Origin of the sequence: Chryseobacterium sp. MHB01, assembly GCF_034651565.1 — a bacterium.
Taxonomy (GTDB): Bacteria; Bacteroidota; Bacteroidia; order Flavobacteriales; family Weeksellaceae; genus Chryseobacterium; species Chryseobacterium nepalense.
Window position 1 is genome coordinate 15,109 of the sequence record NZ_JAYEDA010000006.1, and the last position, 23,304, is coordinate 38,412.

Genomic DNA, 23,304 nt, shown 5'->3' on the forward strand with positions numbered 1-23,304 from the left:
TTTCAGTAGAATTTAAAAAAGCAATATCTAAAAGCGAGAAATTGGGAATTATCTTAAATTGATAGCTAAAAGAGTTAGTTTTAGTTATCCAAAAATCTATTCCTACAAAAATTGAAACTACGAATCCCAATACAAATAATATTAATACTGTTTTCTTCATTATTTATAAAGTTGACTCCATTGAACAGGAGATATGACAGATATTTTGAGGAGTTAGTAAAGTTTACCAAAATCTATCCAAATTACAAAGCTGTTGTTACTGAAAGAAATTCTTTATAAATCAAACAATAGGCATAGACCTTTTACGAGGTTTTAGAAAGAAATAATCCCCTCCGTTTTAGAGGGGATTTTGTTTGGCTATAATATATAGGTAACACAAGCTTGGATTATTTTATATGTTAAAATACTGATTATCAATTATTTATTAAAACCAAAAGGCAGATTGGATTTTTACATGTATTTTATCTGATTTTTTTTAAATAAAAAACGAAATGTTAAAGACAATTACAATCTATTTTTTTAAAGTTTGGACTAATACGAATATTATTTTTTACATCATCGAAGATTTTATTAGCAGATTCTTTTTCTTCTGGTATATAAAAGTTTATTAACTCTTTTTTGTTGTCAAAAAATGTACTCCAAACATAATCCTCATCATAAAAAGATGTATTATTCTTAGATTTATCTTTATTTAGAAATATTTTTTTAGATTTTCCAATTGATTTTTTTAAAAACTTCAAATCCTCATCAGTTTTACCCACTAACAAGATTGTTATGTTGCCATATGTTTTTTTAATTTCTTTGGATGATATAATCTTAAAAGTTTTTATATCACCAGAAGTGAGTTCAAAATCAATATTATAGTTTCCTTCTTTATCCTTCAAGCTTATTAAGGTTAAATAATTTTTATCCAAATTAACTTCTTTGCTAATCAGGTTTTCTATAAAAACATTTATAAAAGGATTTAGGGAAAAACAATCACTCTTTTTTGTTTGTGAAATAGCATTATTAAAAAATAAAATAAATGCTATAATATAAATTTTCACATCCTTAATTTGCATGACTGAAATTAGATTTAACTTTTGAGAATATCTTTATCTATTAATATTTCCTCTTACAGAGTCTTTCAATATGAGATTTTTTCCATTAATTTTATAAATATATTCTGGATACATAGCATCGTTAATTACAAAATCTTTTTGAGTAAATTTTTCTAAGTTTTTTTGAAAATATTTTTTCACAAAATTTTTTCCAATTCTGTTATTGTCTATAATGTAAGTAGCTTTTAAAGTTTCATCTTTATAGATACCATAGAGATTTTTCTCCTCACGATTTACTCCAATAGGACTAAGAGTAACAGATAGAGTGCTGTCTTGATAAAAATAAACTTCATAAACATAAATCGAATTCTCGGGAGTTTCTTTAAATGGATTTTTTTTCTGATAATCAATTAAAACATTATACAAATTATCATTTAAATCTGTATTGTTTTTTTTCTTTTCACATGAAGTAAATAGGAAAAAAGCAAAAGCTGAAATTATTGTGACTTTCATTATTCTGAATCTTAGATTATTGTTAATTTATCTAACGAGTTTAATTCCTGTAGGGGTAATATTATATAGATTTCCTGATTTTGGAAAATAAGTTTGATACTTGTAATTGATTGGTTTACCAGTACCATTTCCTCTTACATTGTAATAATCCCCAGAAATTTTTGTTCTTCCATTTTGTGATTTATACCCCATAGAGTTTATTTCTGTAAAAGTACTATCATAAGTATCTTTGCTTGGATGATTATGTTTCAATTTTATTTCACTGCCATCTTTGACACCGATTTGGTTCATACCTGGTGACCTTTCATCTGAATTATAAGTTTGTAGAGATATGAATTTTTTATCATTTATCTTAAAATCAGTCAGTGAAAATTCAACTGTAGAGTTTTTGGCTGAGAAATCAAACAATTTAGACATGTCATTTTGGGTAGATTCTGTACTTTCTTTTATGGCTTGGTGATATGCTGGATAGCTATCTGATGTATTCCCATCTCTATAATATTGTAACTGTCCAACTATTCCTTTTTGAACCGTAACACTATTGCTTTTGTCCACGTTCCCTTTTTTATCAGAAGCAAACAAAGTATCAGTTTTATCATCAGTTTTTTCTATAAGCTTTACTTGACCATTTTGAAGTAATTGAAAGTTATCAAGAACACCTCTACCATCAGGGTCAATGTTTTTTATTGGGTTATTCATAACCATATTGTAAGGAGACCAACTTGAATACTCTTCACTCAAAGGGTCAGGTGAAAACCATCTCCCTGCTGTATCCAAATAAGGTTGTGCATCTGGGTCACTTAAATCTATCTCTCGGAACTCAACAATCTCTTTTGTCTTTTTGTTGAACCTTACTGAACCAATACTTACGATGGAATCCTTATCATGAAATTCTAAATATTTTCCTTTACTGAGTGTAGCTACTTTAGGGTAATAACCATATTTCTTAAAGGGATTTCCAGCCTCAATATTTTTTCTCCTTCTTTCTGCTTCCTCTGGAGTTAATGGGTCTCTCGATTTCAAAACCTCATCCATGTAAGGTCTGTTTCTTTCCTCTTTGGTAAGCTTTACAGGGTTAATATATGGTTTCTCTGCTTTGGGCTTAGTCTGGGTTTTGCTTTTTTCTTGTGCATGTGTAAATCCTGCTATAAGAACAAAGCCAGTCAATACAATTCTTTTCATAGTCATTTGTTATTTCGTAAAGTTATTTAATAATTTTTTATTCTCGTATTTTTCTCTTTCTGTTTTTAGTGACACCAGCCAGTCTAAATACATTTCCTCTGGCATCTGTCTGTATCCCAGCTCATAGATATGAGTATATTCTTTAGTCATTAACTCCATGATTTCTTTAGCTTTTGGGTCTTGTTGAGCCTTTTTTATGTTTTCAGGATTGGTAGAACTCAAATTCTGTTTATCCATCAATTTTTCAAACTGTGCTTTGTGAGTTTCAGCTCTTAGGATTAAGGCTTTGGCAAAGTTGGGGTAAATCTCTATTGCCCTATTTACAGCCTTTAATACAAAACCTCCATCATTGTCAGGAAAATTCCTGTTGTATGCCTGTGCTAAATCAAACAAACATAAAGCAAGGCTTTCTTTATTGCTCAGGGCTTTCATAAACACACCATTTTTGATGGCATCTAAGTGAATGTATCCAGAAGCCATTAGCCATGAATCCTGTGGAAATATACCACTTGTAAGTTCCGTATTATACCAACCATCAGATTTGATTTGATGCTTGATATAAACATGATTCGGTGCTAATGCCAGATTTGCATCTACTCCCAATTCCTCAGCTAAAATCTTGTATAGATAAGGCATTGAATTACAATTTCCTTCTTTAGTCATTAGTAATTTTGAGACAAAAAGGTTTGTTATATCATTATGCCCGAAAACATCTTTAAAGTCATAGTTAAAGGGCTTGTATTGAACTACGGTATCTTTAACAGCAATGGGTAAAGACTGGCACATAATAGAATACACTGCTGCATATTTGCTTACTTTGTCTTTATCAGATTGTTTATAGGTTAACTCCCTGTTTGCAATGATTGCCTTTGCAAATCTTGTCAAAAACCTGACTTGATTATTCAGTTGAACTGTGTCTAATTTTCCCTGAAAATAGGCATTCTCTACACTAAATACAGCATCTTTAAAACTGTATTTCTGTTTATCATTCACCATGTTGTCAATGGTCTGATAAGCATCATCGTAAAATTGATTACTTTGGGCTTTAACCATCCCACAGCAAAGCCACAAGAGCATTAAAAGCAAAGTTGTTTTAGTTTGTAAATATTTTTTCATTAAAAATGTTTGGGGTCTATCTTAAAATATTGAGCCTTCTCTTTTGATTGCTCGGATTCTCTTCTCTTTTGTTCCTGAGCTTGTTTCAAAGCTTCCTGTTGTTTTTGCTTTTCAGCATTAACCTGTCTCATTCTTTCAGCAATTTCTTCACTTTTCTGCCTGTTAGATTCTCCTTTCATATTACCTAACCACTGCTCATAAGCTCCTTCTGGCATCATTACAAATCCCAGATTATCAATATTATTAAACTGGGCTTTGGTTTCCTGCAATATGGCTACTGCCTTAGGGTAAAATCTTATCTTTTTAAGGTCTTCTGGATTTTCTAAATCTGTAACACCTAACTGACCAGCTACATAAGCTAATCTTGCTTGTTGGTACATAGATTTAAGCTGATTAGCATAAATATTGTTAGGTGAGTATTCCAATGCTTTGTCTAATGTATTTCCAACAAACTCATCCATTCCGTATTTATGAATGTACCCATTGGCTAAATCAGCATAAAACTGTGCTAAAAGTTCCTTTTTGCTAAGGTTTTTCATATAAATATCATTCTGTAAAGCCTCAGATTTGATATATCCAGATTCCAGAATTAAAGAATTGGCTGTAAAAATACCATTGGTAAGTTCTGCATTTTGCCATTCTCCCTCACCATCCAAAAACTTGATATAAGTATGATTAGGGGCATAAGCTAAATAGGCTTCGGTATTCATCTCTTCTGCTAACATCAGATATAGTAAGGGCATTGAGTGGCATTGCCCTGAACCTGTTTTTAGAAGTTTTGAAACAAACATTTTGCTCCAATCCTTTGCACCCATATAGTCCTCAAAATCGTATTTGATAGATTTATTCTGAACACCTCCAAGCTTCATACCTTTAGACAGATACTCAAAAATCATCAGGTTTTTGTCCGTATTGCTTTCAGTATCCTGCTTTCTGTCTTTCATTTTCTGTAAGAGCTGTTTTGCTGTTTTCTGAATTCCAGATTTAAACTGATTGAGATTTTGTTTACCTCCATAATAAGCATTTTCTACAATGAAATTGGCTTCGCTTATAGGGTAGTTTTCAGTATTGAGTGATGCTAATTTGTTGTAAGCATCGTAATAGGCTTGTGTTCCTGCCTTTCCTGATAAAGAAGGAAGATTGTAAAATGAATGTTCTAAGGCTTGTTGCCTGTTGTATTCTTCTTTTCTGTTTGTGAGTTCCTGTTCCTGAGCAATCCTTTTAAAGTCATCCTGAAACATTCTTTGGTTTTGCTGTTCTATCTTTGAACTTCTTTGCCTGGATAAGCCACCATGAGGAACCGATGGAACAACAGACCGTGCTGGACTTCCATAATTTGAATTGGAAAAAATGCCCAGATTACTTGGATTGGGAGCTTGGGAAGTGGGAAAATTAGGTATCTGCCCCAGTCCCCATATACTTACACACAGCAAAGGCAAAAACTGTAATTTTTTCATCATAAATAATAATTTTTCTTGTGCATTAGAAGGTTTACAATGTTACAAAAATTCATTGAGCTGTGAAAATCACAAAGCCAATGTAGACATTAATGTTTACCCACTGAGCAAATATAAAAGATAATATTGACATCAATGTCAATAGACCCTAACAAATTTATATCCTATCAAAAGAATCTTGGAGAGAGACTGAAAACTATCAGGGAATCTCAGGGGTATTCCTTAACCGATTTGGCTTCTCTGTGTGATTTGGAGAAAACTGCTATTTCCAGAATTGAAAATGGCAGAACCAACATTACTTTCAAGACAGCTATTGTACTTTGTAAAGCTTTAAAAATTGAACTTAAAGATTTTTTTGATATTCCAATAAATTGAGCTTTTCATTTTATCTTTATTTCCATTTAATTACTTTTCTCCAAATGTAGAATAGGGTAACGACAAAACGTGTCACATTAAAATTTAATTTAAAGTTATTATGAAAATTATATGTTGAGAACTTTGGTTTTTTCCAGAATGTGAAAACCTCTTTTTATGTATCGTGCAAGTACCTATATAGAAAACAGCCCCACCCATGATTTTTGATTTTGTGTGTACTCCCCTAAAAACTCCAGATTTTGGTCTTGAAAAATGATTTTGATAAGATTTGTAAAAAAAAGTTCTAAAATTTTATAGAATGGTAACAGTTTTTGTTAGAAATGAGCTTGAATTTTTAGTTACCTTGACCGAAACCTTGACTTCATTTTACTATTTTTTGATAAAAGCCTTGACTCAAACCTTGACCTTGACAAAAATAAAAACACCTACATTGATGTAAGTGTTTGATTTTCAATGGCTCCTCCTGCTGGGCTCGAACCAGCGACCCTCTGATTAACAGTCAGATGCTCTAACCAACTGAGCTAAGGAGGAATGTCCTTTGTTTTAAGTGGTGCAAATATAGGACGAATATTTATACCCTGCAAATATTTTTTTAAAAATTTTACATATTACAATTTCCCTGCAAATATTTTGAAAATATCGCTTCCGAAAATCAGGATCATTAAGCCTAAAAGGAAGATTACACCAATCATCTGGGCGTTTTCAAGAACTTTTTGAGGCACCGGTTTTCCAACAATAATTTCATATAAAGTGAAAAGCACATGGCCACCATCTAACCCCGGAATCGGAATTAAATTCAGGAAAGCCAGCCAAACCGAAAACATGGCCGTAAAACTCCAGAATGCAACCCAGTTAACAGAAATATTACCGTTCGCATCTTTGTCAACAGGCATATTTTTAACGATGGCAATCGGTCCGCCCACGTTTTTATATCCCTGAATTTTTGAATTAAACATGATTTTAAACTGCTTTACCTGCATGGTAAGCGCTTCAATGGTTCTTACAAAACCTCTTGGAATCGCTTCTCCGAAAGAATATTTTTTATTGGTAGTAACATTCGAAAGGGTCTTTTGAGCAGTTTTTATTCCTAATTTACCATTTTTATCAACTGCTGCAGAAACCGTTTCAGAATTGCCGTTTCTAAGAACCTCAATTTGTACTGTTTTTCCTTTATTTTGATTCAGAACAGTTCCTACCTCATCAAAATACTGCGTTGGCTGTCCGTTAATAGCAATTACTTTGTCTCCTTTTACCAGTCCGGAAGCTTTTGCTGATGGTGTTGCCAATGAATCAATAATCATTGGGAATCTTGGTAGGATGTATAATTTCGCTTCTTTCTGCTTCAGAACATCCGCAACACCGTCTTTATTAATCGGGAAAGTGGTTTCTTTTCCATCTCTTAAAACGGTTACATGGTCTCCCAATAAAATATTGATGGAAGCATTTTCCAGCCTTTCGGCAGGTTTTCCGTCGATGTTTATGATTTTATCGCCATTCTGGAATCCCATTTTTTTCCCGGCTTCCGTTACGCCAATTCCGCTGTTGAATTTCGTAAGGTCGGTGTATGTTTCACCATTAAAAAGAGAAAGGCAGGTGTAGATGAGCCAGGCTAGGAAAAAATTCACGGTAACACCTCCCAACATGATAATCAGTCTCTGCCATGCCGGTTTCGATCTGAATTCCCAAGGCTGTGCCGGCTTCTTCAGTTGTTCGATATCCATGCTTTCATCAACCATTCCGGCAATTTTTACATATCCTCCGAAAGGCAGCCAGCCGATACCGTATTTTGTCTGTTCGGGATGTTTTCTCCAGTCACTGTCCGGAAGTTTTGATATATCGATGGGAACTTCTTTCTTTTCGCCGTTCACTTCAATGATTTCGGTATCCGGAAGGTTTTTGGAAAGAAATTTATACTGCCATTTTCCATTGATTTTTTTCATTGAAAAAATTGAGAACCACGGGTCAAAAAACAGGAAAAATTTCTCTGCTCTGGTTTTGAACCACTTTGCGGGTAAGAAATGCCCAAGCTCATGAAGAAGGACTAAGATAGAAATGCTCAATATAAATTGAAACAGTTTGATTGCTATTTCCATTAATGCTTTTGTATGTTAATTTGCAAAGGTAACAATTCTCAAAACTATGCCAAATAAAAAAGCTTCCCGAAACGAGAAGCTTTGTCATATAATATGATGATTTATTATAAATTAATAGAAACACCAAGACTGCCATTGTTGCCGACTTCCGCAAAAACCCCGATTCTCTCCGTAAAGAAATACCTGGCTCCGATATGTGCTCCCAGCCCGAAATCTCTTCCTACAACGCCTACATCAATTCCCGGATAGATATCCAGTTTTTCGGGAAGTTGCAGTGCGTCTTTTAAGTGAAAGTTCAGTCTTCCAAAAACGAAAACACGGTTGTCGTCATCATTGTCTTTGTAATTACTGAAATAGCCGTTGATTCCGGCGCCTACAGAAATAAGCTGGTTCAGTCCGTAATCATACGTTCCTGTAATTCCTGTTCCGTAGCCCCATGCGCTTAGTCCTGCATTGATTTTCTGATCTCCTTTCCCTGTCCAGGCCTGCGCACTGGCAGTTGCTCCTGCAAAAATAAGCATCAGCACAAAACACAATTTCTTCATATAGTTATCTTTTTATGTTATTATTTAAAAAATATCTGCAACAAAGATAGAACCGAAATCATCCGAAAATCGTATTTTTAGTGAAGTTTTTTAACATAGTTTATGAAAATTACAGCACTGAATTTAGATATCGTCTGGAAAAATAAAGAAAAGAATTTTCAAATGATCAAAAATGAACTGCATCTTCAGGAAGCGGATCTTTTTCTTTTACCGGAAATGTTTTCTACAGGATTTTGTATGGATGCTTCAGAAGTGGCAGACAGGAATCTGGAATCTCTTGCATTCCTGAAAGAAATGGCAAAGAATAAAAATGCGGCTTTCTGCGGAAGTGCTTCTGTGCAAGAAGATGGTAAGTTTTACAACAGGATGTATTTTGTTCATCCGGAGGGAAATGTGGATTTTTACGACAAACGTCATCTGTTTTCCTTTTCGGGAGAGGATAAGGTTTATACGCCGGGAAAGAAACGGATCATTGTTAATTATCAGGGTTTTAGAATCTTGCTGCAGGTCTGCTATGATCTCAGGTTTCCCGTTTTTGCAAGAAATAATGACGATTATGATATGGTTTTGTATGTCGCCAACTGGCCTGAAAAAAGAGTGGACGCCTGGGAGCATCTGTTGAAAGCGCGGGCTATCGAAAATCTTTCCTTTGTTTTCGGGCTAAACAGGGTCGGGACAGATGGAAATCATCTTTTCTATAAGGAAAGTTCCCATTGTTTTTTTGCTGACGGGAAGGAAATTTCTATAAAAGAAGGAAATCTTGTTACTGCAGAATTGCATTTAGAAGAATTAAAAGATTTCAGGGGCCATTTTCAGTTTTTAAATGACCGCGATTCTTTTGAAATTGAGTTATGAAGGCTAAAGTTAAGGTCGAGGCACATTGTATTAATCTTGGTCTCAACCTTAGCCTTAATCTTAAGCATATTGTTTTAAAAGCTGTGTCAGCGTATTCACATCATGAACGCCGCTCTCCTTCCAGAGCATTTCCCCGTTTTTGAAAACGGCCAGCGTAGGAACGCCGCGCACACCATATTGTGCCGCTAAAGCAGGATATTGATCTACATCCACCTTAATGATTCTCGCGCTTTCGCCTACATTTTCTTTAACGGTATTAAGAACTGAAGACTGTACTTTGCAGGGTTGACACCACGTTGCAAAAAAATCTATTAAAACAGGTCTTTCAGAATTGATGATTTCCTGGAATTTTTGTGACATTGTTTTGGTTTTATTAATCTAAATTAGTGTTTTTAGAAGGTTTTTCGTCCTGGATGGCTTTTACATTTTTCCACGTTGTACCATCATAAACTTCAATACCTTCTTTCTTTAAGATTTCCATTGCCTGATCTGCCTGAATTCCTTTGTTACAGAAAACAACTACTTTTTTTCCTTTCAGAGATTGTGTGTTTTCAGATAGTTCAGCTAAAGGAATGTTAATCGCATTTTTTGCCGATCCTTCTTCATACTGTTCAGCAACTCTTACATCTACAAGAACTACATTCGGGCTGTTCACCACGTCTTTGATATTTTTATCAGGAAGCGTTGCAGAAGAGCGTGTTTTGCATGAGTTCAATATAAAAATTAATACAATAAAAAATCCGTAGAAGCTTTTCATTATTTACAGGGTTTTAGACTGGCATACAAAATCAGAAGTAGGAAGCTTTCCTGTTTTTTTAATTCCGTTAAAACCTCCTTCCACTTCAGTGAAATTCCTGATTCCATGTGAATTAAGAATGCTTGCGGCGATCATGCTTCTGTAGCCTCCCGCACAATGCAGGAAAAAATGCTCAGCATCATCAATAGTATTTATCCACTCACTGATTTCATCCAGAGGCCTGTTGTAGGCGTTGTCAATATGTTCGGCAGAATATTCCGAAATTTTACGGACATCGATCACTTTAGAGGTTTTATCAAACTGCTCTGCAAATTCTTCCGGAGAAATTCTTTTTATTTCGTCGGTTTCTTTACTGTTGTTCTTCCATGATTCGAAACCTCCTTTCAGATAGCCTACAACATGATCAAATCCAACTCTGCTTAATCTGGTGATGGCTTCTTCCTCAGTACCTTTTTCTACTACCAATAATAAAGGATGTTTTACATCAACAATTAATGCCCCCACCCAAGGTGCAAAATCTCCTTTGAGTCCGATGTTTATAGAATTAGGGATAAATCCTTTATGAAACTCTGCCGGACTTCTCGTATCTAAAATCAAGGCACCGGTTTCTTCGGCATATGCTTCAAAATCTTCAGCAGGAATTGCGGTCAATCCTTTATTCATTACTACGTCAAGGCTTTCATAACCCCCTTTATTCATGGCAACGTTCATCCCGAAATATTTGGGAGGCGCTGTAAGCCCGTCAAGAACTTCCTTTACAAAAGATTCCTTATCCGGCTGATTGAGTGCGTAATTTGTTTTTTTCTGATTTCCTAATAGATCAACGGTTTCTTTCTGCATATTCTTTCCACAGGCAGAACCTGCTCCATGTGCAGGATATACGGTAATGCTGTCATCAAGCGGCATAATTTTCGTTTGAAGGCTTTCATATAGAATTCCTGCGAGATCTTCCTGGGTGAGGCTGGTTGCTTTCTGTGCAAGATCAGGTCTGCCAACATCTCCGAGGAATAAAGTGTCACCAGTGAAAATAGCAGTTTCCACTCCGTTTTCGTCAATTAGGAGATAGGTGCTGCTTTCCATCGTGTGGCCGGGCGTATGGAGAACTTTAATTTTTACCTTTCCGATCTCAAAAATCTGATTGTCTTCCGCGATAATAGCGTCAAATTCAGGTTGCGCTGTAGGCCCATAGACGATAGGAGCGCCTGTTGCTTTGCTCAGATCCAGATGGCCTGAAACGAAATCTGCATGGAAATGGGTTTCAAAAATATATTTTAGCGTTACATTGTCTTTTTCCAGACGATCAAGGTAGGGCTTTACTTCTCTTAAAGGATCAATAATAGCTGCCTCGTTTTCGGATACGATATAATAGGCACCCTGAGCCAGACATCCGGTGTATATTTGTTCGACTTTCATTATGTGGTGTAACTTTTTAAGTTTTTTTTAATATCTGCAAAAATCGTGTTTATTTTCTGAAAAAAGGCAAAATAAAAAAATCTATGCCAATAGAATAAATCTATAAAGTCCAGACCTTCTCGATATGCGGTAGTTATCATAGTCATACATGATTCTGTGGTACTAAGTTAGGCATATTTGTTAATATTTTGCGGATGAAATTAATCATAATGAAAACTTAGCCGGTTCATATTTTAAAAAAAATTATATTTATGTAAAAAATCAAATGGCAGACAAAACACAATTTATTGAAGAACTGAGTGCAAAGTATACATCAAAAGGAGAATATATTATTTTAGGCAAAGGCATGCTGGACGGAGAAGTGGTTCCTGAAGTAAATGTTGCGATTCCTTTAAAGACGATCAACCGTCACGGACTTATTGCAGGAGCTACGGGAACCGGGAAAACCAAAACCTTACAGGTGTTTGCTGAGCAGCTTTCCCACAAAGGAATTCCTTCCTTGGTTCTGGATATAAAAGGAGATTTCTCGGGAATTGCAGAAGCAGGAACAGAAAATCCGGTTATTCAGGAACGTTATGCCAAAACACAGCTTCCGTACAGTCCGCAGCCTTTTCCGGTAGAATTAATGACGATTTCGGGAGAAAGAGGCGTAAAGCTGAGGGCTACCGTAACGGAATTCGGGCCGGTACTGCTGAGTAAGATCCTTCAGCTGAACGATACACAGCAAAGTATCATGGCCATTGTTTTTAAATATTGTGATGACAAAGGACTGCCTCTCATTGATCTGAATGATCTTAAAAAGGTTCTTCAGTATGTTACCGAAAACCCGCAGGGAAAGGCGGAACTCTCGGCTGATTATGGTTCAATCGCATCATCTTCATTGGGAGCAATTCTGAGGTCTATCGTAGCACTGGAACAGCAGGAAGCATCAAAGTTTTTCGGTGAATTAAGTTTTGATGTACATGATTTGCTGCAGACAAGAGACGGGAAAGGAGTGGTTAATATTTTAAGGGTAGCAGATATTCAGAGCAAACCTCAATTATTTTCTACATTTATGCTTTCGCTTTTTGCAGAGATTTATATGACATTCCCTGAGGAAGGCGATACCGGCAAGCCGAAACTGGTATTATTTATAGACGAGGCGCATCTTATTTTTGATGAATCTTCCAAAGCCCTGGTTTCGCAGATTGAAACAATGGTAAAACTGATCCGTTCCAAAGGTGTCGGAATTTACTTTATTACCCAGATACCCGGAGATGTTCCGGAGGCTGTGCTCTCGCAATTAGGGCTAAAAATTCAGCATGCGCTGAGGGGGTTTACAGCAAAAGATAAAAAAGAAATTACAAAGGCAGTGGGAAATTATCCCACAACGGAATTTTATGATGCTGCTACTTTAATTCAGAATCTCGGAATTGGGGAGGCTTTTGTGACTGCTCTGGACGAAAAAGGAATTCCTACCCCTTTGGTACATACCTATTTAATTTCTCCCGAATCAAGAATGGATGTTCTTAATGATGCGGAAATTTCGGAACTGACAGGCCAATCTGCTTTGGTTATTAAATATGAAAACGTGGTTGATCGTGATTCGGCGTACGAAATGCTGGTAAGAAGAATGGAGCAGGCAGCAGCGGAAACTCCTGTAAATCAAAAAACAAAGCCTGCAAAAGAAGAGCCGGGAATGGTTGAGCAGATTTTGCAAAGTAAAGCAGCACGCACTTTTACCGGGACGCTGATGCGGGAAGGAGCAAAGGCCATCTTAGGGATGCTGGGTCTCGGCGGTAGGAGAAGATAATCGATGTTTTTTGTAATACTATTGTAGGGTATTCATGCACAATTTTGATAAGATTGATAGAATTTTTCCTATTTTAGCAGGATTGTCTTAATGAAGATATGGCATGTATTGTGTTATTTAAGATAAGTACAGTCTGTACACGTTATAATTAATCTAAAAGAAAGTTGTATAAAGTTTAAATGTATTCAATTATTGATATAGAAAGCAATGGTGCAGGTTACAGAAAAGAATGCATTATAGATATTGCTATTTACAGGTATGATGGGCAAAAAATTATTGACCAGTTCATCTCTCTTGTAAATCCCGAAAGCGATATCACGCCTTTTGTGCAGAAACTCACCAATATAACTCCCAAAATGGTAAAAACAGCTCCGAAATTCCATGAAATTGCACGCAGAATTGTGGAAATTACGGCCAATACTACTTTGGTGGGGCATAATATTGATTTTGATTACAGAATGCTTCGCCAGTCATTTCAAAGATTAGGTTATGATTTTAAAATCAATACTTTAGATACTATTCCGCTGGCTAAAAAGCTCATTCCGGATGAGGTCAGCTATTCGCTTGGGAAGTTGGTAAAATCTTTAGGTATTCCTCTTACAAACCACCACAGAGCGGATGGAGATGCACGTGCGACGCTTGAGCTTTTCAAACTCTTGATTTCAAAAGATACTGAAAACGAGATTATTCAGAAGCAGCACGAGGAATCTAACGCAAAAACCTATATCAATAAGATAAAGGTGCTTACTCAGGATCTTCCGAACGATAAAGGCTTTGTGTATTTCCAGAATGAAGAGGGTAAAATTATTCTTTCAGATTACGTTCAGGATATCAACAAGTTTTCCAAAAAGGTTTTCAATTCCAAATCCAAAAGATGGGAAGAAATTCAGAAAGCGGTTGAGCAGATCAATTATGAACTTACCGGAACCGATATTATTGCCAAACTGATCCTGAATTCAAAAGGCATCAGAAAAAAGGAAATATTACCTTTCGGGCTTTATCACAGAAATCAAAAATATGTGGTTGAAAAAAATAAGCTTAACAAAGCTGAAAAGCCAATCCTGAAATTTAGGTCTTTTACCCAGGGTGCAAAGGCTGTTGAATTCATCAGTAAACTGGAAGAATATACGGATGTTGAAGTTTTTAAAAAGAAAATTGATTTTAAAAAACGTAATGAGCTTTGGCTGGGATCCGGCAGAAGACTGGGTGAAAAACTTTTTCTTCTTGTTGAAAACGGAAAGGTGACTTCCTATGGATTTTACGAGCTTTTTACACAGATCCAGACGCTGAGTAAAATTTCAAAATTAAAAATCGATCTGCAATACCAGTCAGGAGATTTGGTAAATGAACTGCAACTTGCGCTTTTGCGGGGAGATTTTGAAACACTGCCGTTACCTAAGTAACTGATTTTTACTTATCAATAATTTAGCAAGATTTAAAAAGATAAAACACGCATATTTTCCGTTAACAATGGGAGTTTCGGAGATGTGTGCGCTCTACTGCTGTCTGATCTTTCAGTAATATGTTTAAAGCTTGTAGATTTTTCCAAAGTGAAAAATGCTTTTTTATCGCGGTTTTTAAGTTTTTTATTCTTTTAAAATTAAAACAAAAGAATAATGTTCTATGTATTTGATTTTAAATGGTAAACAATTTCTTATTACCTTTGTACTTTCTTAATAACACAAATAAGTTTTACTTAATTAATTATGAATCCAAAAGAATTACTGAAGATTGCCAATGAGTTTGGTACACCGGTGTATGTTTACGATGCTGAATCGATTAAAACCCAATACGAAAAACTTACATCATCTTTTCTTAAACACACGAAGTTCTTCTATGCTGCAAAGGCGTTGACCAATATCAATATTCTTAAGTATGTCAAGAACCTGGGTGCTTCTTTGGATTGTGTATCAATTAATGAAGTGAAACTCGGGCTAAAGGCTGGGTTTACCAAAGAAAAAATATTGTTCACCCCGAATTGTGTAGATCTTGCCGAAATTGAAGAGGCAATGACATTCGGGGTACACATTAATATTGATAATATTTCCATTCTTGAGCAGTTTGGCAACAAATACGGAAATACCTATCCGATTTTAGTAAGAATCAATCCGCATATTTTCGCTGGAGGAAACTATAAAATTTCAACAGGGCATATCGACAGCAAATTCGGAATTTCCATTCATCAGGTACGCCATATCGAAAGAGTGATGAAGTCTACCAACCTGAATGTAGAAGGGCTGCACATGCACACCGGAAGCGAGATCAAAGATCCGGATGTATTTCTTCAGGCTTTGGACATCATGTTGGAATTGTCTGAACACTTCCCGAATTTAAAATATCTGGACATGGGAAGCGGTTTTAAAATTCCATATCAGGATACCGAAGAAGAAACGGATGTAAAAACGCTGGGTAAAAAAGTAGAAAAGGTAATTGCCGAATTTTCAAAATCCACTGGAAAGAAGTTTGAGCTTTGGTTTGAACCGGGGAAATTTCTGGTAGGAAAGAGCGGTTATCTTTTGGTGAAAGCCAATGTTATTAAACAGACTACGGCAACGGTTTTTGTTGGGGTAAATTCCGGTTTTAACCACCTGATCCGCCCGATGTTCTATGATTCTTACCACGTGATCGAAAATTTATCCAATCCAAAAGGTGCGGAAAGGATTTATACCGTCGTAGGAAATATCTGTGAAACCGATACTTTTGCCTGGGACAGAAAACTGAATGAAGTAAGAGAAGGAGATATTCTGGCATTCCACAATGCGGGAGCTTACGGCTTTGAAATGAGTTCTAATTTTAATTCGAGACTTAAGCCTGCCGAGGTATTATTCTTAGACGGAAAAGCGCATCTCATCAGAAAAAGAGATGAATTTGAAGATCTTCTCAAAAATCAGATTGAAGTAATTTAATATTTATATAAAACTCTACAGAAATGTAGAGTTTTTTATTTGTGCTGATGTATCAACCTGATTATTCTTATTCAGATTTTATAATCCTTACATTTGTTAATGGCATAATCTTTACAGGATTAAGCTTTTTGATCCATTCCACTTCACGTTCAAATAATAACACCAAAAAATATTAATTATGGCCAAAAACATCGCAGAGCAGATTGTAGAAATGCTCGAAGAAGCCAATGTTAAAAGAATCTACGCTGTTACCGGAGACAGTCTCAATCATCTAAATATCGCTGTTAAAAAAAGCAGTATCGAATGGATCCACGTAAGGCATGAAGAAGCCGGAGCATATGCCGCTGCCGCCGAAGCTGAACTGGACGGGTTTGCTGTATGTGCCGGAAGTTGTGGCCCGGGACATGTGCATCTCATCAACGGAGTCTATGAAGCCCATCGTTCGCACGTTCCGATGCTGGTGATTGCCTCCACGATTCCGAGCAATGAAATGGGAATGGATTATTTCCAGGAAACAAACACCATAAAACTTTTTGATGACTGCAGTCATTACAACCAGATGATCACAAGGCCGGAGCAGGTACAGAGAACGGTGCAGACAGCCATTCAGCATGCAATTTCCAAAAAAGGAGTAGCGGTAGTCGGTCTTCCCGGCGATGTATCTGAGCTGGATGCGGAAGAGGCAACAACATCTAACAAGATTTTTAAGACAAATCCTATAATTCGTCCGTCAGATGAAGAATTAAACCAGTTGGCCAGTTTGATCAACGAAAGCGAAAAAGTAACGGTTTATTGCGGTATCGGCGCAGAAGATGCCAATCCGGAAGTTGTGGAATTATCAAAACATCTAAAAGCACCGGTGGGGTATTCTTTCCGTGGAAAAATGGCCATCCAGCCGAATAACCCAAATGAAGTAGGGCTTACCGGGCTTTTAGGGTTGCCTTCTGCTTATCACGCAATGCATGAAGCGGATCTGTTACTTCTTTTAGGTACCGATTTTCCATATGAGAAATTCATGCCCGTTAAAAATAAAATTGTTCAGATTGATGAAAGTCCTGAGAGATTAGGACGAAGAGCCAAGCTTGAACTTGGATTGGCGGGAGATGTAAAGGAAACGATCAAGGCTTTATTGCCTTTGTTAAAAGAAAAAACAGATGCAAATTTCCTGAAGCAGCAACTGGAATTCTATGAAAAGGTTAAAGAAGATCAGTTGACCTATGTAAAAGACCCCGGAACGGAAAACGGAATTCAGCCGGAGTTTGTTACCTATACTTTAGATAAATTAGCAAAAAAAGATGCGGTTTTCACAGTAGATACAGGAATGTGTTGTGTTTGGGGAGCCAGATATATTACCGGAACGGGCGCAAGAAAAATGCTGGGTTCTTTTAATCATGGTTCTATGGCGAATGCTATGCCGATGGCAATTGGTGCTTCCCTGGCATATCCGGGAAGACAGGTTATCGCGATGTGTGGAGATGGGGGACTTTCAATGCTTTTGGGAGATATGGCAACCATTTTTCAATATAAACTTCCCGTAAAGATTATTGTATACAATAACAGATCTCTGGGAATGGTAAAGCTGGAGATGGAAGTAGGAGGTATGCCGGATAATGAAACGGATATGGTGAACCCGGATTTTGCAATGATTGCTCACGCCATGGGATATCCCGGAAAAAATGTTCACAAACCTGAAGAAGTGGAGACTGCTATTAAAGAATGCCTCGATTACAACGGACCTTATCTTCTGAATATTTTTACCAATCCTAATGCGCTGGCCTTGCCTCCGAAAATTGAATTCGACCAGGTTCTCGGGATGACGAAATCAATGGCTCAGCTGATGCTCGGCGGAAAAATGGAAGAAGCGTTAGACACCGTGAAAAGCAATTATAAACACATAAAAGACATATTGTAAAAAAGCAGCTTCATACTTTACTTTGTATGGAGCTGTTTTCTTTCAACAGAAGAAGTATTATCTTTGTTTATTAATTCTAAATATCCTATGAAAGCTATTTTGTTTTTATCAGCACTTTTGATTTCAGGCTTTGCATCTGCTCAGTTTGATGTAGAAGACAGGGACGATAATTTTATTACGGAAAATAACAAGAGTATTTTAAAAATAGATATTAAAGAACCCTTGCTTCAGGTTGCCGTAAAGAACTGCAGTGATTTTCAGGCCGCTACTTTTGAAGGTGGAATTCCAGCTTATAAAGAAATTCTTAGAAAATATATGTATGTATATCTCAATACCGATTTTTATGTTCTGAACGGAGATTTTACATTTACCATTACGGTAGATCAAAATGGGAAAGTTACCGATATTGAAGGGTCTCCCAAAGTTGCCAACAGCCGTATATTCTTTGATGATATGAAATATATCGTAAGAAGAATAAAGAAAAACTGGATTCCTGCTGTCTGCAATGGAAAACCGGTGACCTCACAAATCAAAATCAAAATGAATTTATCTACCATCGCAACTGATGTTTAGCTGTGCTTTTGACTATGAAATCATGCTGCCCTTATTAATTTTGAGTTGTAAAAGGTTCCTTCAAAAAAGCGACAATAATTTTCATCAATAACACATATAATTATGATTAAAAAAACTTTTATTTCTCTTACAATGGTATTCTTTTCCTTCTTGAAATCTCAGATTTTAGACGAATATCCCGAAAAGCAGGATTTTTATGAAGGAGGCCTGATCAGCTTTTACAAAGAAAGCCATGATTATCTGGTAAAAAATAATGTGAAAGAGTGTAATGCGGAAGAAATTTACCAGCCCAGGTTTATTGTGACTAAAGAAGGTACGATTAAATTGATTAAAGATTCAGATACTGCAAATATTTCAAAGAATAAATGTGCTTACGATATTTCTTTAATGCTTTTAAAAAATCTTAAAAATTGGAAGGCTGCGCAAGTAAAAGGCGGGAAATTTGGTGCGCTTACAGAATTTATTTTCTACCCGAAAGATGTGATGAGTAATTACAAGGAAGGATATAATGCATTAAAATTTAAAATTGCTGCTCAATATCCTGGTGGCTATGAGAAGCTTAAGAAAGATTTTCATGATGAATTCATGAGTTTGTTTATGGATTACCACATCAACGGAGATATTAATCTTGAGTTTTATGTTGATAAAGAAGGTCATATTACCAATCCGAGAATTTACCCGCAGATAAATGATAGAAATTTTAATGTCAGCTTTTTACTGACACTTTCGAGACTTAAGAAAGTATGGAAGCCGGCTTTGTACTCTAACATTCCAATCAAAGAAAAAATAATTTATCCGTTTAATTTTTCGACAACTTTCCGTGAAAGATAATCCTGACATTCTGTCACAATTTTGTATCTTTGCAAATTCAATAAGTTAAGTATTTAATGTTTTGAGTTCAAATCTGTATGTGTAGAGCTACAAACCTTAAATTTTAAACCTTAAATAAGATTATCGTGCAGGAAAAATATATAGACGAAACAAAACAGGGAGAAGCTTTTGCTATTGCCGAAAAAGATGGTAACTCAAAGAAATTGTTTCTTGAGAGCTATGGATGTCAGATGAATTTCTCCGACTCAGAGATCGTTGCATCCATCCTTAATGAGCAGGGATACAATACCACGCTTAAGGTAGAAGAAGCAGATCTTATCCTTCTGAATACATGTTCTATCCGTGAAAAAGCAGAACAGACCGTAAGAATGCGTCTTTCCCAGTTCAAAAATTTGAAAAAAGGAAAACCCAATATGACAGTTGGAGTTTTGGGTTGTATGGCTGAAAGGCTGAAAACAAAATTCCTGGAAGAAGAACAATTGGTAGATCTTGTAGTAGGTCCCGATGCGTACCGTGATTTACCGAATCTTTTAAAAGAAACCGAAGATGGAAGAGATGCCATCAACGTCATTCTTTCTAAAGAAGAAACGTATGCAGACATCAATCCTGTTCGTTTGGGAGGAAACGGTGTTACGGCTTATGTTACCATTACCAGAGGATGCGATAATATGTGTACATTCTGCGTAGTTCCTTTCACCAGAGGTCGCGAAAGAAGCCGTGATCCGCATTCAATTTTAGAAGAATGTAAAGGTCTTTGGGAAAACGGATATAAGGAAATAACACTTTTGGGGCAAAATGTAGACTCTTACCTTTGGTACGGAGGCGGCCCGAAAAAAGACTTTATCAAAGCATCTGAAATGCAGAAAGCAACTGCTGTGAATTTTGCCCAATTGCTGGATTTAGTAGCGAAAGCAGTTCCTCAGATGAGAATCCGCTTTTCAACCTCAAATCCTCAGGATATGAGCCTTGATGTCTTCAGAATGATGGCAAAGCACGAAAATATCTGCAAATATGTTCATTTACCGGTTCAGAGCGGAAGCAACAATATGCTGGAAGCAATGAACAGACAACATACCCGTGAAGAATATTTAGATTTAATTAAAAAAGCCAAGGAAATCGTTCCGGAAGTCGCTTTTTCTCAGGACATGATCGTTGGTTTCTGCAATGAAACAGAGGAAGATCACCAGGATACGTTAAGCTTAATGAGAGAAGTGGAATATGATTACGGTTATATGTTTGCTTATTCAGAAAGACCGGGAACGCCTGCTCACAAGAAAATGGAGGACAATATTCCTGCAGATGTTAAACAGCGACGTCTTGCGGAAGTAATTGCTTTACAGGGAGAACTGTCAAGGAATAGAATGAAGTCTTATGTCGGAAAAGTGCATCAGGTTTTAATCGAAGGAACTTCCAAAAAGAATGAAAACCAATGGAAAGGAAGGAATTCCCAGAATGCGGTTTGTGTATTCGATAAGCTGGAGGGCCAGAAAATTGGTGACCTGGTGGATGTTTTTGTTTTTGACAACACCCAGGGTACACTTTTAGGGGAAACAGTAAAGTAGATTATTTGGGCAGCTTTTCCGCCTTCCGTTCCCGCTTTTTTATTTTTTGAAAAATAAAAAGAGCTCCACTCAAGTCGGGCTGCGTGCAATTCAATGATAAAATAAAATTTAGAATATATTCTTTCAATGAAAGATTTACAAAATACACAACTTCTGCAAAATATTTCTTCATTACTCGATAATGCAAGAAAAAAAGTTGCTGTAGCTGTAAATCAAACCATCGTGCTTACCTATTACGAAATAGGAAGAATGATTGTGGAGGATGAGCAGAATGGGGGAAATAGAGCAGAATATGGTAAAGCTGTTCTTAAAGATTTGTCTTTGCGCCTTACTGAAAAATTTGGAAAAGGATTCTCAGTAGAAAATCTTGATAGAATGAGGTTTTTCTATAAAACTTATTCTGAACAAATTTCGTCAACAGTGTTGACGAATTCATCAAATATAATTCAACAGACAACTTCTGTTAATTTCAATCTTTCATGGTCGCACTATTTAAAGTTAATGAGGATAAAAGATTCTAATGAAAGAAAATTCTATGAAACTGAAAACAAGATTTTATTAACATTTTAAACTCAGACAATGGAGAAACTTCATAAATATTGCCTAAGTGTATTGTTAGTAATCATCTGTACTAACATCTCGGCGCAGGTCAGCAATGGCTCTGTGGAAAACACCGATTGCCAACAATTGTACAGGCTATACAGCAAGATTTTGCAGCAGGATCATGGAGTTTCTAAAGAATTAAGTGTTCTTAAAAGATCCGTACGGAATTTTGCAATCAGTCATAAAGAAAATGCTGCTGATCTTATTGGGCGAAGCTATCCTGATCAGGATCAAAAATTTTCTTTTAAAAATAAGTCCGGAGCAGATATTGCCGAAAAGCAAAAACATCAGCTGCTCCTTAAAAATTTTGAAAAAAACAGTAAAGAAAACCTCTTTACCATCAATTTATATTTTAAAACTAAAGTTTCAAAAGTCAGGAACAAAGATTATTTAAGTACAATTGGTTAATTATTCAGACGAGTCAAACATTTAACTAAACTTACAGCAAAAACTGTAAAAAAATAATCTAAAAACTTTACGTATGAGCAATGAGCTTCAAAATATAAAAAACCGTTTCGGAATTATCGGGAATTTTCCGGCCTTAAACCGTGCTTTGGAAAAAGCCATCCAGGTAGCACCCACAGATATTTCGGTCCTTGTCATTGGGGAAAGTGGTGTCGGGAAAGAATTTATTCCTAAAATTATTCATTCAGAATCCAAAAGAAAACACCAGCCTTATATTGTGGTAAACTGCGGAGCGATTCCGGAGGGAACCATCGACTCAGAATTATTCGGGCATGAAAAAGGAGCCTTTACCGGAGCTACGGCAACCAGAAAAGGATATTTCGAGGTGGCAGACGGCGGAACCATATTCCTTGATGAGGTAGGGGAATTGCCTTTGCAAACTCAGGTTCGTTTATTAAGAGTGCTGGAAAGCGGGGAATTCATGAAAGTAGGATCTTCACAGGTCCAGAAAACCAATGTGAGAATTGTTGCAGCAACCAATGTTAATATGATGAAGGCCATCCAGGACGGAAGATTCCGGGAAGATCTTTATTATCGTTTAAATACAGTGCAGATCGATATGCCGCCTTTGAGAGAAAGAAAAGGGGATATTCATTTACTATTCAGAAAATTTGCTATCGATTTTGCCGAAAAATACAGAATGCCGGAACTGGAACTTGAGCCGGGAGCGGTGCATTATGTCGAAAATTATACATTCCCCGGAAATGTACGTCAGCTCAGGAATCTTGTTGAGCAGATGACTGTTGTAGAGAGGAACAGGCATGTTACCCCGGAGAAACTGGCAGAGTATATTCCGATGGAGTCTCATCTTCCGATGGTTGTAAATACACCGAATGCTCAAAAACAAAGTGATTTCGGCAGTGAAAGGGAAATCATGTACAAAATTCTCTTTGATATGAGAAACGATATTAATGATTTAAAATCCTTAACTTCGGAATTGATTAAAAACCGCGGTACATCTGATCTGAGCAATCATGAAAAAAATCTGATCAATAGGATTTATACCCCTGAAAGCCAGCAAAATGTAGCGCCAAATTCATTGCTGTATTTTGAAAATAAAAATAATGATGCACCGGTAATCCAGAATCCTACCATCATTTCCGGGCAGGACGACAGCTATGAAGATGTGGAAGATATAGAAATTGAAGAGCACAGACCGGAATCCTTATCACTTCAGAACAATGAAAAGGATCTCATTATTAAAGCATTGGAAAAACATAAAGGCAGAAGAAACAAAGCGGCAGATGAATTGGGGATTTCCCAAAGAACCCTGTACAGGAAAATAAAACAATATAACTTAGAAGAATAATAATC

Annotated in this window: 22 protein-coding genes and 1 tRNA gene; 12 read left to right on the forward strand and 11 right to left on the reverse strand. The window is 36.3% G+C overall.

The window, feature by feature from the left end; all coding sequences use genetic code 11:
• Nucleotides 1-494: 494 nt before the first annotated feature.
• From U9K52_RS11025 to U9K52_RS11045, 5 genes are read right to left on the reverse strand one after another with little or no spacing between them, the layout of a single operon-like run.
• Nucleotides 495-1,061 carry a hypothetical protein gene (locus tag U9K52_RS11025; protein WP_322926501.1) on the reverse strand — a complete coding sequence of 189 codons (567 nt, stop codon included), beginning with the start codon at nucleotides 1,059-1,061 and terminating at the stop codon, nucleotides 495-497.
• A 33-nt stretch (nucleotides 1,062-1,094) separates the two neighbouring features.
• Complete coding sequence (locus U9K52_RS11030) at nucleotides 1,095-1,553, reverse strand: hypothetical protein (RefSeq protein WP_322926502.1); 459 nt, start codon at nucleotides 1,551-1,553, stop codon at nucleotides 1,095-1,097.
• Between the two features lie 27 nt (nucleotides 1,554-1,580).
• A complete protein-coding gene (locus U9K52_RS11035; protein ID WP_322926504.1) occupies nucleotides 1,581-2,735 on the reverse strand; it encodes an RHS repeat-associated core domain-containing protein in 1,155 nt (384 codons plus the stop codon).
• Nucleotides 2,736-2,744: 9 nt separating this feature from the next.
• Nucleotides 2,745-3,851 carry a hypothetical protein gene (locus U9K52_RS11040; RefSeq protein ID WP_322926506.1) on the reverse strand — a complete coding sequence of 369 codons (1,107 nt, stop codon included), beginning with the start codon at nucleotides 3,849-3,851 and terminating at the stop codon, nucleotides 2,745-2,747.
• A complete protein-coding gene (locus U9K52_RS11045; protein WP_322926507.1) occupies nucleotides 3,851-5,311 on the reverse strand; it encodes a hypothetical protein in 1,461 nt (486 codons plus the stop codon). The genes U9K52_RS11040 and U9K52_RS11045 overlap by 1 nt, the downstream gene beginning before the upstream one ends.
• 132 nt (nucleotides 5,312-5,443) lie before the next feature.
• Here U9K52_RS11045 and U9K52_RS11050 point away from each other — a divergent pair, with 132 nt between their 5' ends.
• A complete protein-coding gene (locus U9K52_RS11050; protein ID WP_263601820.1) occupies nucleotides 5,444-5,683 on the forward strand; it encodes a helix-turn-helix domain-containing protein in 240 nt (79 codons plus the stop codon).
• Between the two features lie 454 nt (nucleotides 5,684-6,137).
• On the opposite strand, the gene U9K52_RS11055 is transcribed toward U9K52_RS11050, so the two are convergent.
• The 3 genes from U9K52_RS11055 to U9K52_RS11065 form a co-directional block, all read right to left on the reverse strand.
• Nucleotides 6,138-6,214: transfer RNA gene (locus tag U9K52_RS11055), tRNA-Asn, on the reverse strand.
• Between the two features lie 77 nt (nucleotides 6,215-6,291).
• Nucleotides 6,292-7,776, reverse strand: a complete 1,485-nt coding sequence (gene rseP / locus U9K52_RS11060; RefSeq protein ID WP_263601819.1) for an RIP metalloprotease RseP — start codon at nucleotides 7,774-7,776, stop codon at nucleotides 6,292-6,294.
• A gap of 104 nt (nucleotides 7,777-7,880) precedes the next feature.
• On the reverse strand, nucleotides 7,881-8,321 hold the full coding sequence (locus U9K52_RS11065; RefSeq protein ID WP_248389497.1) for a DUF6646 family protein: 441 nt from the start codon (nucleotides 8,319-8,321) through the stop codon (nucleotides 7,881-7,883).
• A gap of 102 nt (nucleotides 8,322-8,423) precedes the next feature.
• Here U9K52_RS11065 and U9K52_RS11070 point away from each other — a divergent pair, with 102 nt between their 5' ends.
• Nucleotides 8,424-9,176: a nitrilase-related carbon-nitrogen hydrolase gene (locus tag U9K52_RS11070; protein WP_322926510.1), complete on the forward strand. Its 753-nt coding sequence runs from the start codon at nucleotides 8,424-8,426 to the stop codon at nucleotides 9,174-9,176.
• A gap of 60 nt (nucleotides 9,177-9,236) precedes the next feature.
• On the opposite strand, the gene U9K52_RS11075 is transcribed toward U9K52_RS11070, so the two are convergent.
• From U9K52_RS11075 to U9K52_RS11085, 3 genes are read right to left on the reverse strand one after another with little or no spacing between them, the layout of a single operon-like run.
• Entirely contained in the window at nucleotides 9,237-9,536 is a 300-nt protein-coding gene (locus U9K52_RS11075) for a thioredoxin family protein (protein ID WP_066438885.1), read from the reverse strand.
• Nucleotides 9,537-9,549: 13 nt separating this feature from the next.
• On the reverse strand, nucleotides 9,550-9,933 hold the full coding sequence (locus tag U9K52_RS11080) for a rhodanese-like domain-containing protein (RefSeq protein ID WP_248389501.1): 384 nt from the start codon (nucleotides 9,931-9,933) through the stop codon (nucleotides 9,550-9,552).
• 3 nt (nucleotides 9,934-9,936) lie between these two features.
• The gene (locus U9K52_RS11085) at nucleotides 9,937-11,346 is read right to left on the reverse strand and encodes an MBL fold metallo-hydrolase (protein ID WP_263601816.1); all 1,410 of its coding nucleotides are present in this window, start codon (nucleotides 11,344-11,346) and stop codon (nucleotides 9,937-9,939) included.
• Between the two features lie 265 nt (nucleotides 11,347-11,611).
• Between U9K52_RS11085 and U9K52_RS11090 the strand changes: the two genes are divergently transcribed.
• From U9K52_RS11090 to U9K52_RS11135, 10 genes are all read left to right on the forward strand, one after another.
• Nucleotides 11,612-13,138 (forward strand): helicase HerA-like domain-containing protein, encoded by a 1,527-nt coding sequence (locus U9K52_RS11090; protein WP_322926515.1) that lies wholly within the window; start codon nucleotides 11,612-11,614, stop codon nucleotides 13,136-13,138.
• Between the two features lie 179 nt (nucleotides 13,139-13,317).
• Nucleotides 13,318-14,541, forward strand: a complete 1,224-nt coding sequence (locus U9K52_RS11095; protein WP_248389506.1) for a PolC-type DNA polymerase III — start codon at nucleotides 13,318-13,320, stop codon at nucleotides 14,539-14,541.
• Nucleotides 14,542-14,844: 303 nt separating this feature from the next.
• Nucleotides 14,845-16,044 carry a diaminopimelate decarboxylase gene (gene lysA / locus U9K52_RS11100; protein WP_248389516.1) on the forward strand — a complete coding sequence of 400 codons (1,200 nt, stop codon included), beginning with the start codon at nucleotides 14,845-14,847 and terminating at the stop codon, nucleotides 16,042-16,044.
• A 178-nt stretch (nucleotides 16,045-16,222) separates the two neighbouring features.
• Nucleotides 16,223-17,956 carry a thiamine pyrophosphate-dependent enzyme gene (locus tag U9K52_RS11105; protein ID WP_322926517.1) on the forward strand — a complete coding sequence of 578 codons (1,734 nt, stop codon included), beginning with the start codon at nucleotides 16,223-16,225 and terminating at the stop codon, nucleotides 17,954-17,956.
• Between the two features lie 87 nt (nucleotides 17,957-18,043).
• Complete coding sequence (locus U9K52_RS11110; RefSeq protein WP_322926519.1) at nucleotides 18,044-18,529, forward strand: hypothetical protein; 486 nt, start codon at nucleotides 18,044-18,046, stop codon at nucleotides 18,527-18,529.
• Between the two features lie 102 nt (nucleotides 18,530-18,631).
• Nucleotides 18,632-19,360 carry a hypothetical protein gene (locus U9K52_RS11115; protein ID WP_322926520.1) on the forward strand — a complete coding sequence of 243 codons (729 nt, stop codon included), beginning with the start codon at nucleotides 18,632-18,634 and terminating at the stop codon, nucleotides 19,358-19,360.
• A gap of 125 nt (nucleotides 19,361-19,485) precedes the next feature.
• Nucleotides 19,486-20,922, forward strand: a complete 1,437-nt coding sequence (miaB, locus tag U9K52_RS11120; protein ID WP_322926522.1) for a tRNA (N6-isopentenyl adenosine(37)-C2)-methylthiotransferase MiaB — start codon at nucleotides 19,486-19,488, stop codon at nucleotides 20,920-20,922.
• 126 nt (nucleotides 20,923-21,048) lie between these two features.
• Nucleotides 21,049-21,492 (forward strand): DUF1016 N-terminal domain-containing protein, encoded by a 444-nt coding sequence (locus tag U9K52_RS11125; RefSeq protein WP_263601810.1) that lies wholly within the window; start codon nucleotides 21,049-21,051, stop codon nucleotides 21,490-21,492.
• A gap of 9 nt (nucleotides 21,493-21,501) precedes the next feature.
• Entirely contained in the window at nucleotides 21,502-21,933 is a 432-nt protein-coding gene (locus tag U9K52_RS11130) for a hypothetical protein (RefSeq protein ID WP_322926523.1), read from the forward strand.
• Between the two features lie 73 nt (nucleotides 21,934-22,006).
• Nucleotides 22,007-23,299 (forward strand): sigma-54 interaction domain-containing protein, encoded by a 1,293-nt coding sequence (locus U9K52_RS11135; protein WP_248389525.1) that lies wholly within the window; start codon nucleotides 22,007-22,009, stop codon nucleotides 23,297-23,299.
• Nucleotides 23,300-23,304 lie beyond the last annotated feature (5 nt).

What these genes read in the sequence shown, in the direction of transcription:
- U9K52_RS11125 (WP_263601810.1), top strand. Translation starts at nt 21,049, where the DNA reads ATGAAAGATTTACAAAATACACAACTTCTGCAAAATATTTCTTCATTA.
- U9K52_RS11045 (WP_322926507.1), bottom strand. Translation starts at nt 5,311, where the DNA reads ATGATGAAAAAATTACAGTTTTTGCCTTTGCTGTGTGTAAGTATATGG.
- U9K52_RS11095 (WP_248389506.1), top strand. Translation starts at nt 13,318, where the DNA reads ATGTATTCAATTATTGATATAGAAAGCAATGGTGCAGGTTACAGAAAA.
- U9K52_RS11135 (WP_248389525.1), top strand. Translation starts at nt 22,007, where the DNA reads ATGAGCAATGAGCTTCAAAATATAAAAAACCGTTTCGGAATTATCGGG.
- U9K52_RS11085 (WP_263601816.1), bottom strand. Translation starts at nt 11,346, where the DNA reads ATGAAAGTCGAACAAATATACACCGGATGTCTGGCTCAGGGTGCCTAT.
- U9K52_RS11105 (WP_322926517.1), top strand. Translation starts at nt 16,223, where the DNA reads ATGGCCAAAAACATCGCAGAGCAGATTGTAGAAATGCTCGAAGAAGCC.
- U9K52_RS11075 (WP_066438885.1), bottom strand. Translation starts at nt 9,536, where the DNA reads ATGTCACAAAAATTCCAGGAAATCATCAATTCTGAAAGACCTGTTTTA.
- U9K52_RS11090 (WP_322926515.1), top strand. Translation starts at nt 11,612, where the DNA reads ATGGCAGACAAAACACAATTTATTGAAGAACTGAGTGCAAAGTATACA.
- U9K52_RS11115 (WP_322926520.1), top strand. Translation starts at nt 18,632, where the DNA reads ATGATTAAAAAAACTTTTATTTCTCTTACAATGGTATTCTTTTCCTTC.
- lysA (WP_248389516.1), top strand. Translation starts at nt 14,845, where the DNA reads ATGAATCCAAAAGAATTACTGAAGATTGCCAATGAGTTTGGTACACCG.
- U9K52_RS11030 (WP_322926502.1), bottom strand. Translation starts at nt 1,553, where the DNA reads ATGAAAGTCACAATAATTTCAGCTTTTGCTTTTTTCCTATTTACTTCA.
- rseP (WP_263601819.1), bottom strand. Translation starts at nt 7,776, where the DNA reads ATGGAAATAGCAATCAAACTGTTTCAATTTATATTGAGCATTTCTATC.
- U9K52_RS11035 (WP_322926504.1), bottom strand. Translation starts at nt 2,735, where the DNA reads ATGAAAAGAATTGTATTGACTGGCTTTGTTCTTATAGCAGGATTTACA.
- U9K52_RS11050 (WP_263601820.1), top strand. Translation starts at nt 5,444, where the DNA reads ATGTCAATAGACCCTAACAAATTTATATCCTATCAAAAGAATCTTGGA.
- U9K52_RS11070 (WP_322926510.1), top strand. Translation starts at nt 8,424, where the DNA reads ATGAAAATTACAGCACTGAATTTAGATATCGTCTGGAAAAATAAAGAA.
- U9K52_RS11025 (WP_322926501.1), bottom strand. Translation starts at nt 1,061, where the DNA reads ATGCAAATTAAGGATGTGAAAATTTATATTATAGCATTTATTTTATTT.
- U9K52_RS11110 (WP_322926519.1), top strand. Translation starts at nt 18,044, where the DNA reads ATGAAAGCTATTTTGTTTTTATCAGCACTTTTGATTTCAGGCTTTGCA.
- U9K52_RS11130 (WP_322926523.1), top strand. Translation starts at nt 21,502, where the DNA reads ATGGAGAAACTTCATAAATATTGCCTAAGTGTATTGTTAGTAATCATC.
- U9K52_RS11040 (WP_322926506.1), bottom strand. Translation starts at nt 3,851, where the DNA reads ATGAAAAAATATTTACAAACTAAAACAACTTTGCTTTTAATGCTCTTG.
- U9K52_RS11065 (WP_248389497.1), bottom strand. Translation starts at nt 8,321, where the DNA reads ATGAAGAAATTGTGTTTTGTGCTGATGCTTATTTTTGCAGGAGCAACT.
- U9K52_RS11080 (WP_248389501.1), bottom strand. Translation starts at nt 9,933, where the DNA reads ATGAAAAGCTTCTACGGATTTTTTATTGTATTAATTTTTATATTGAAC.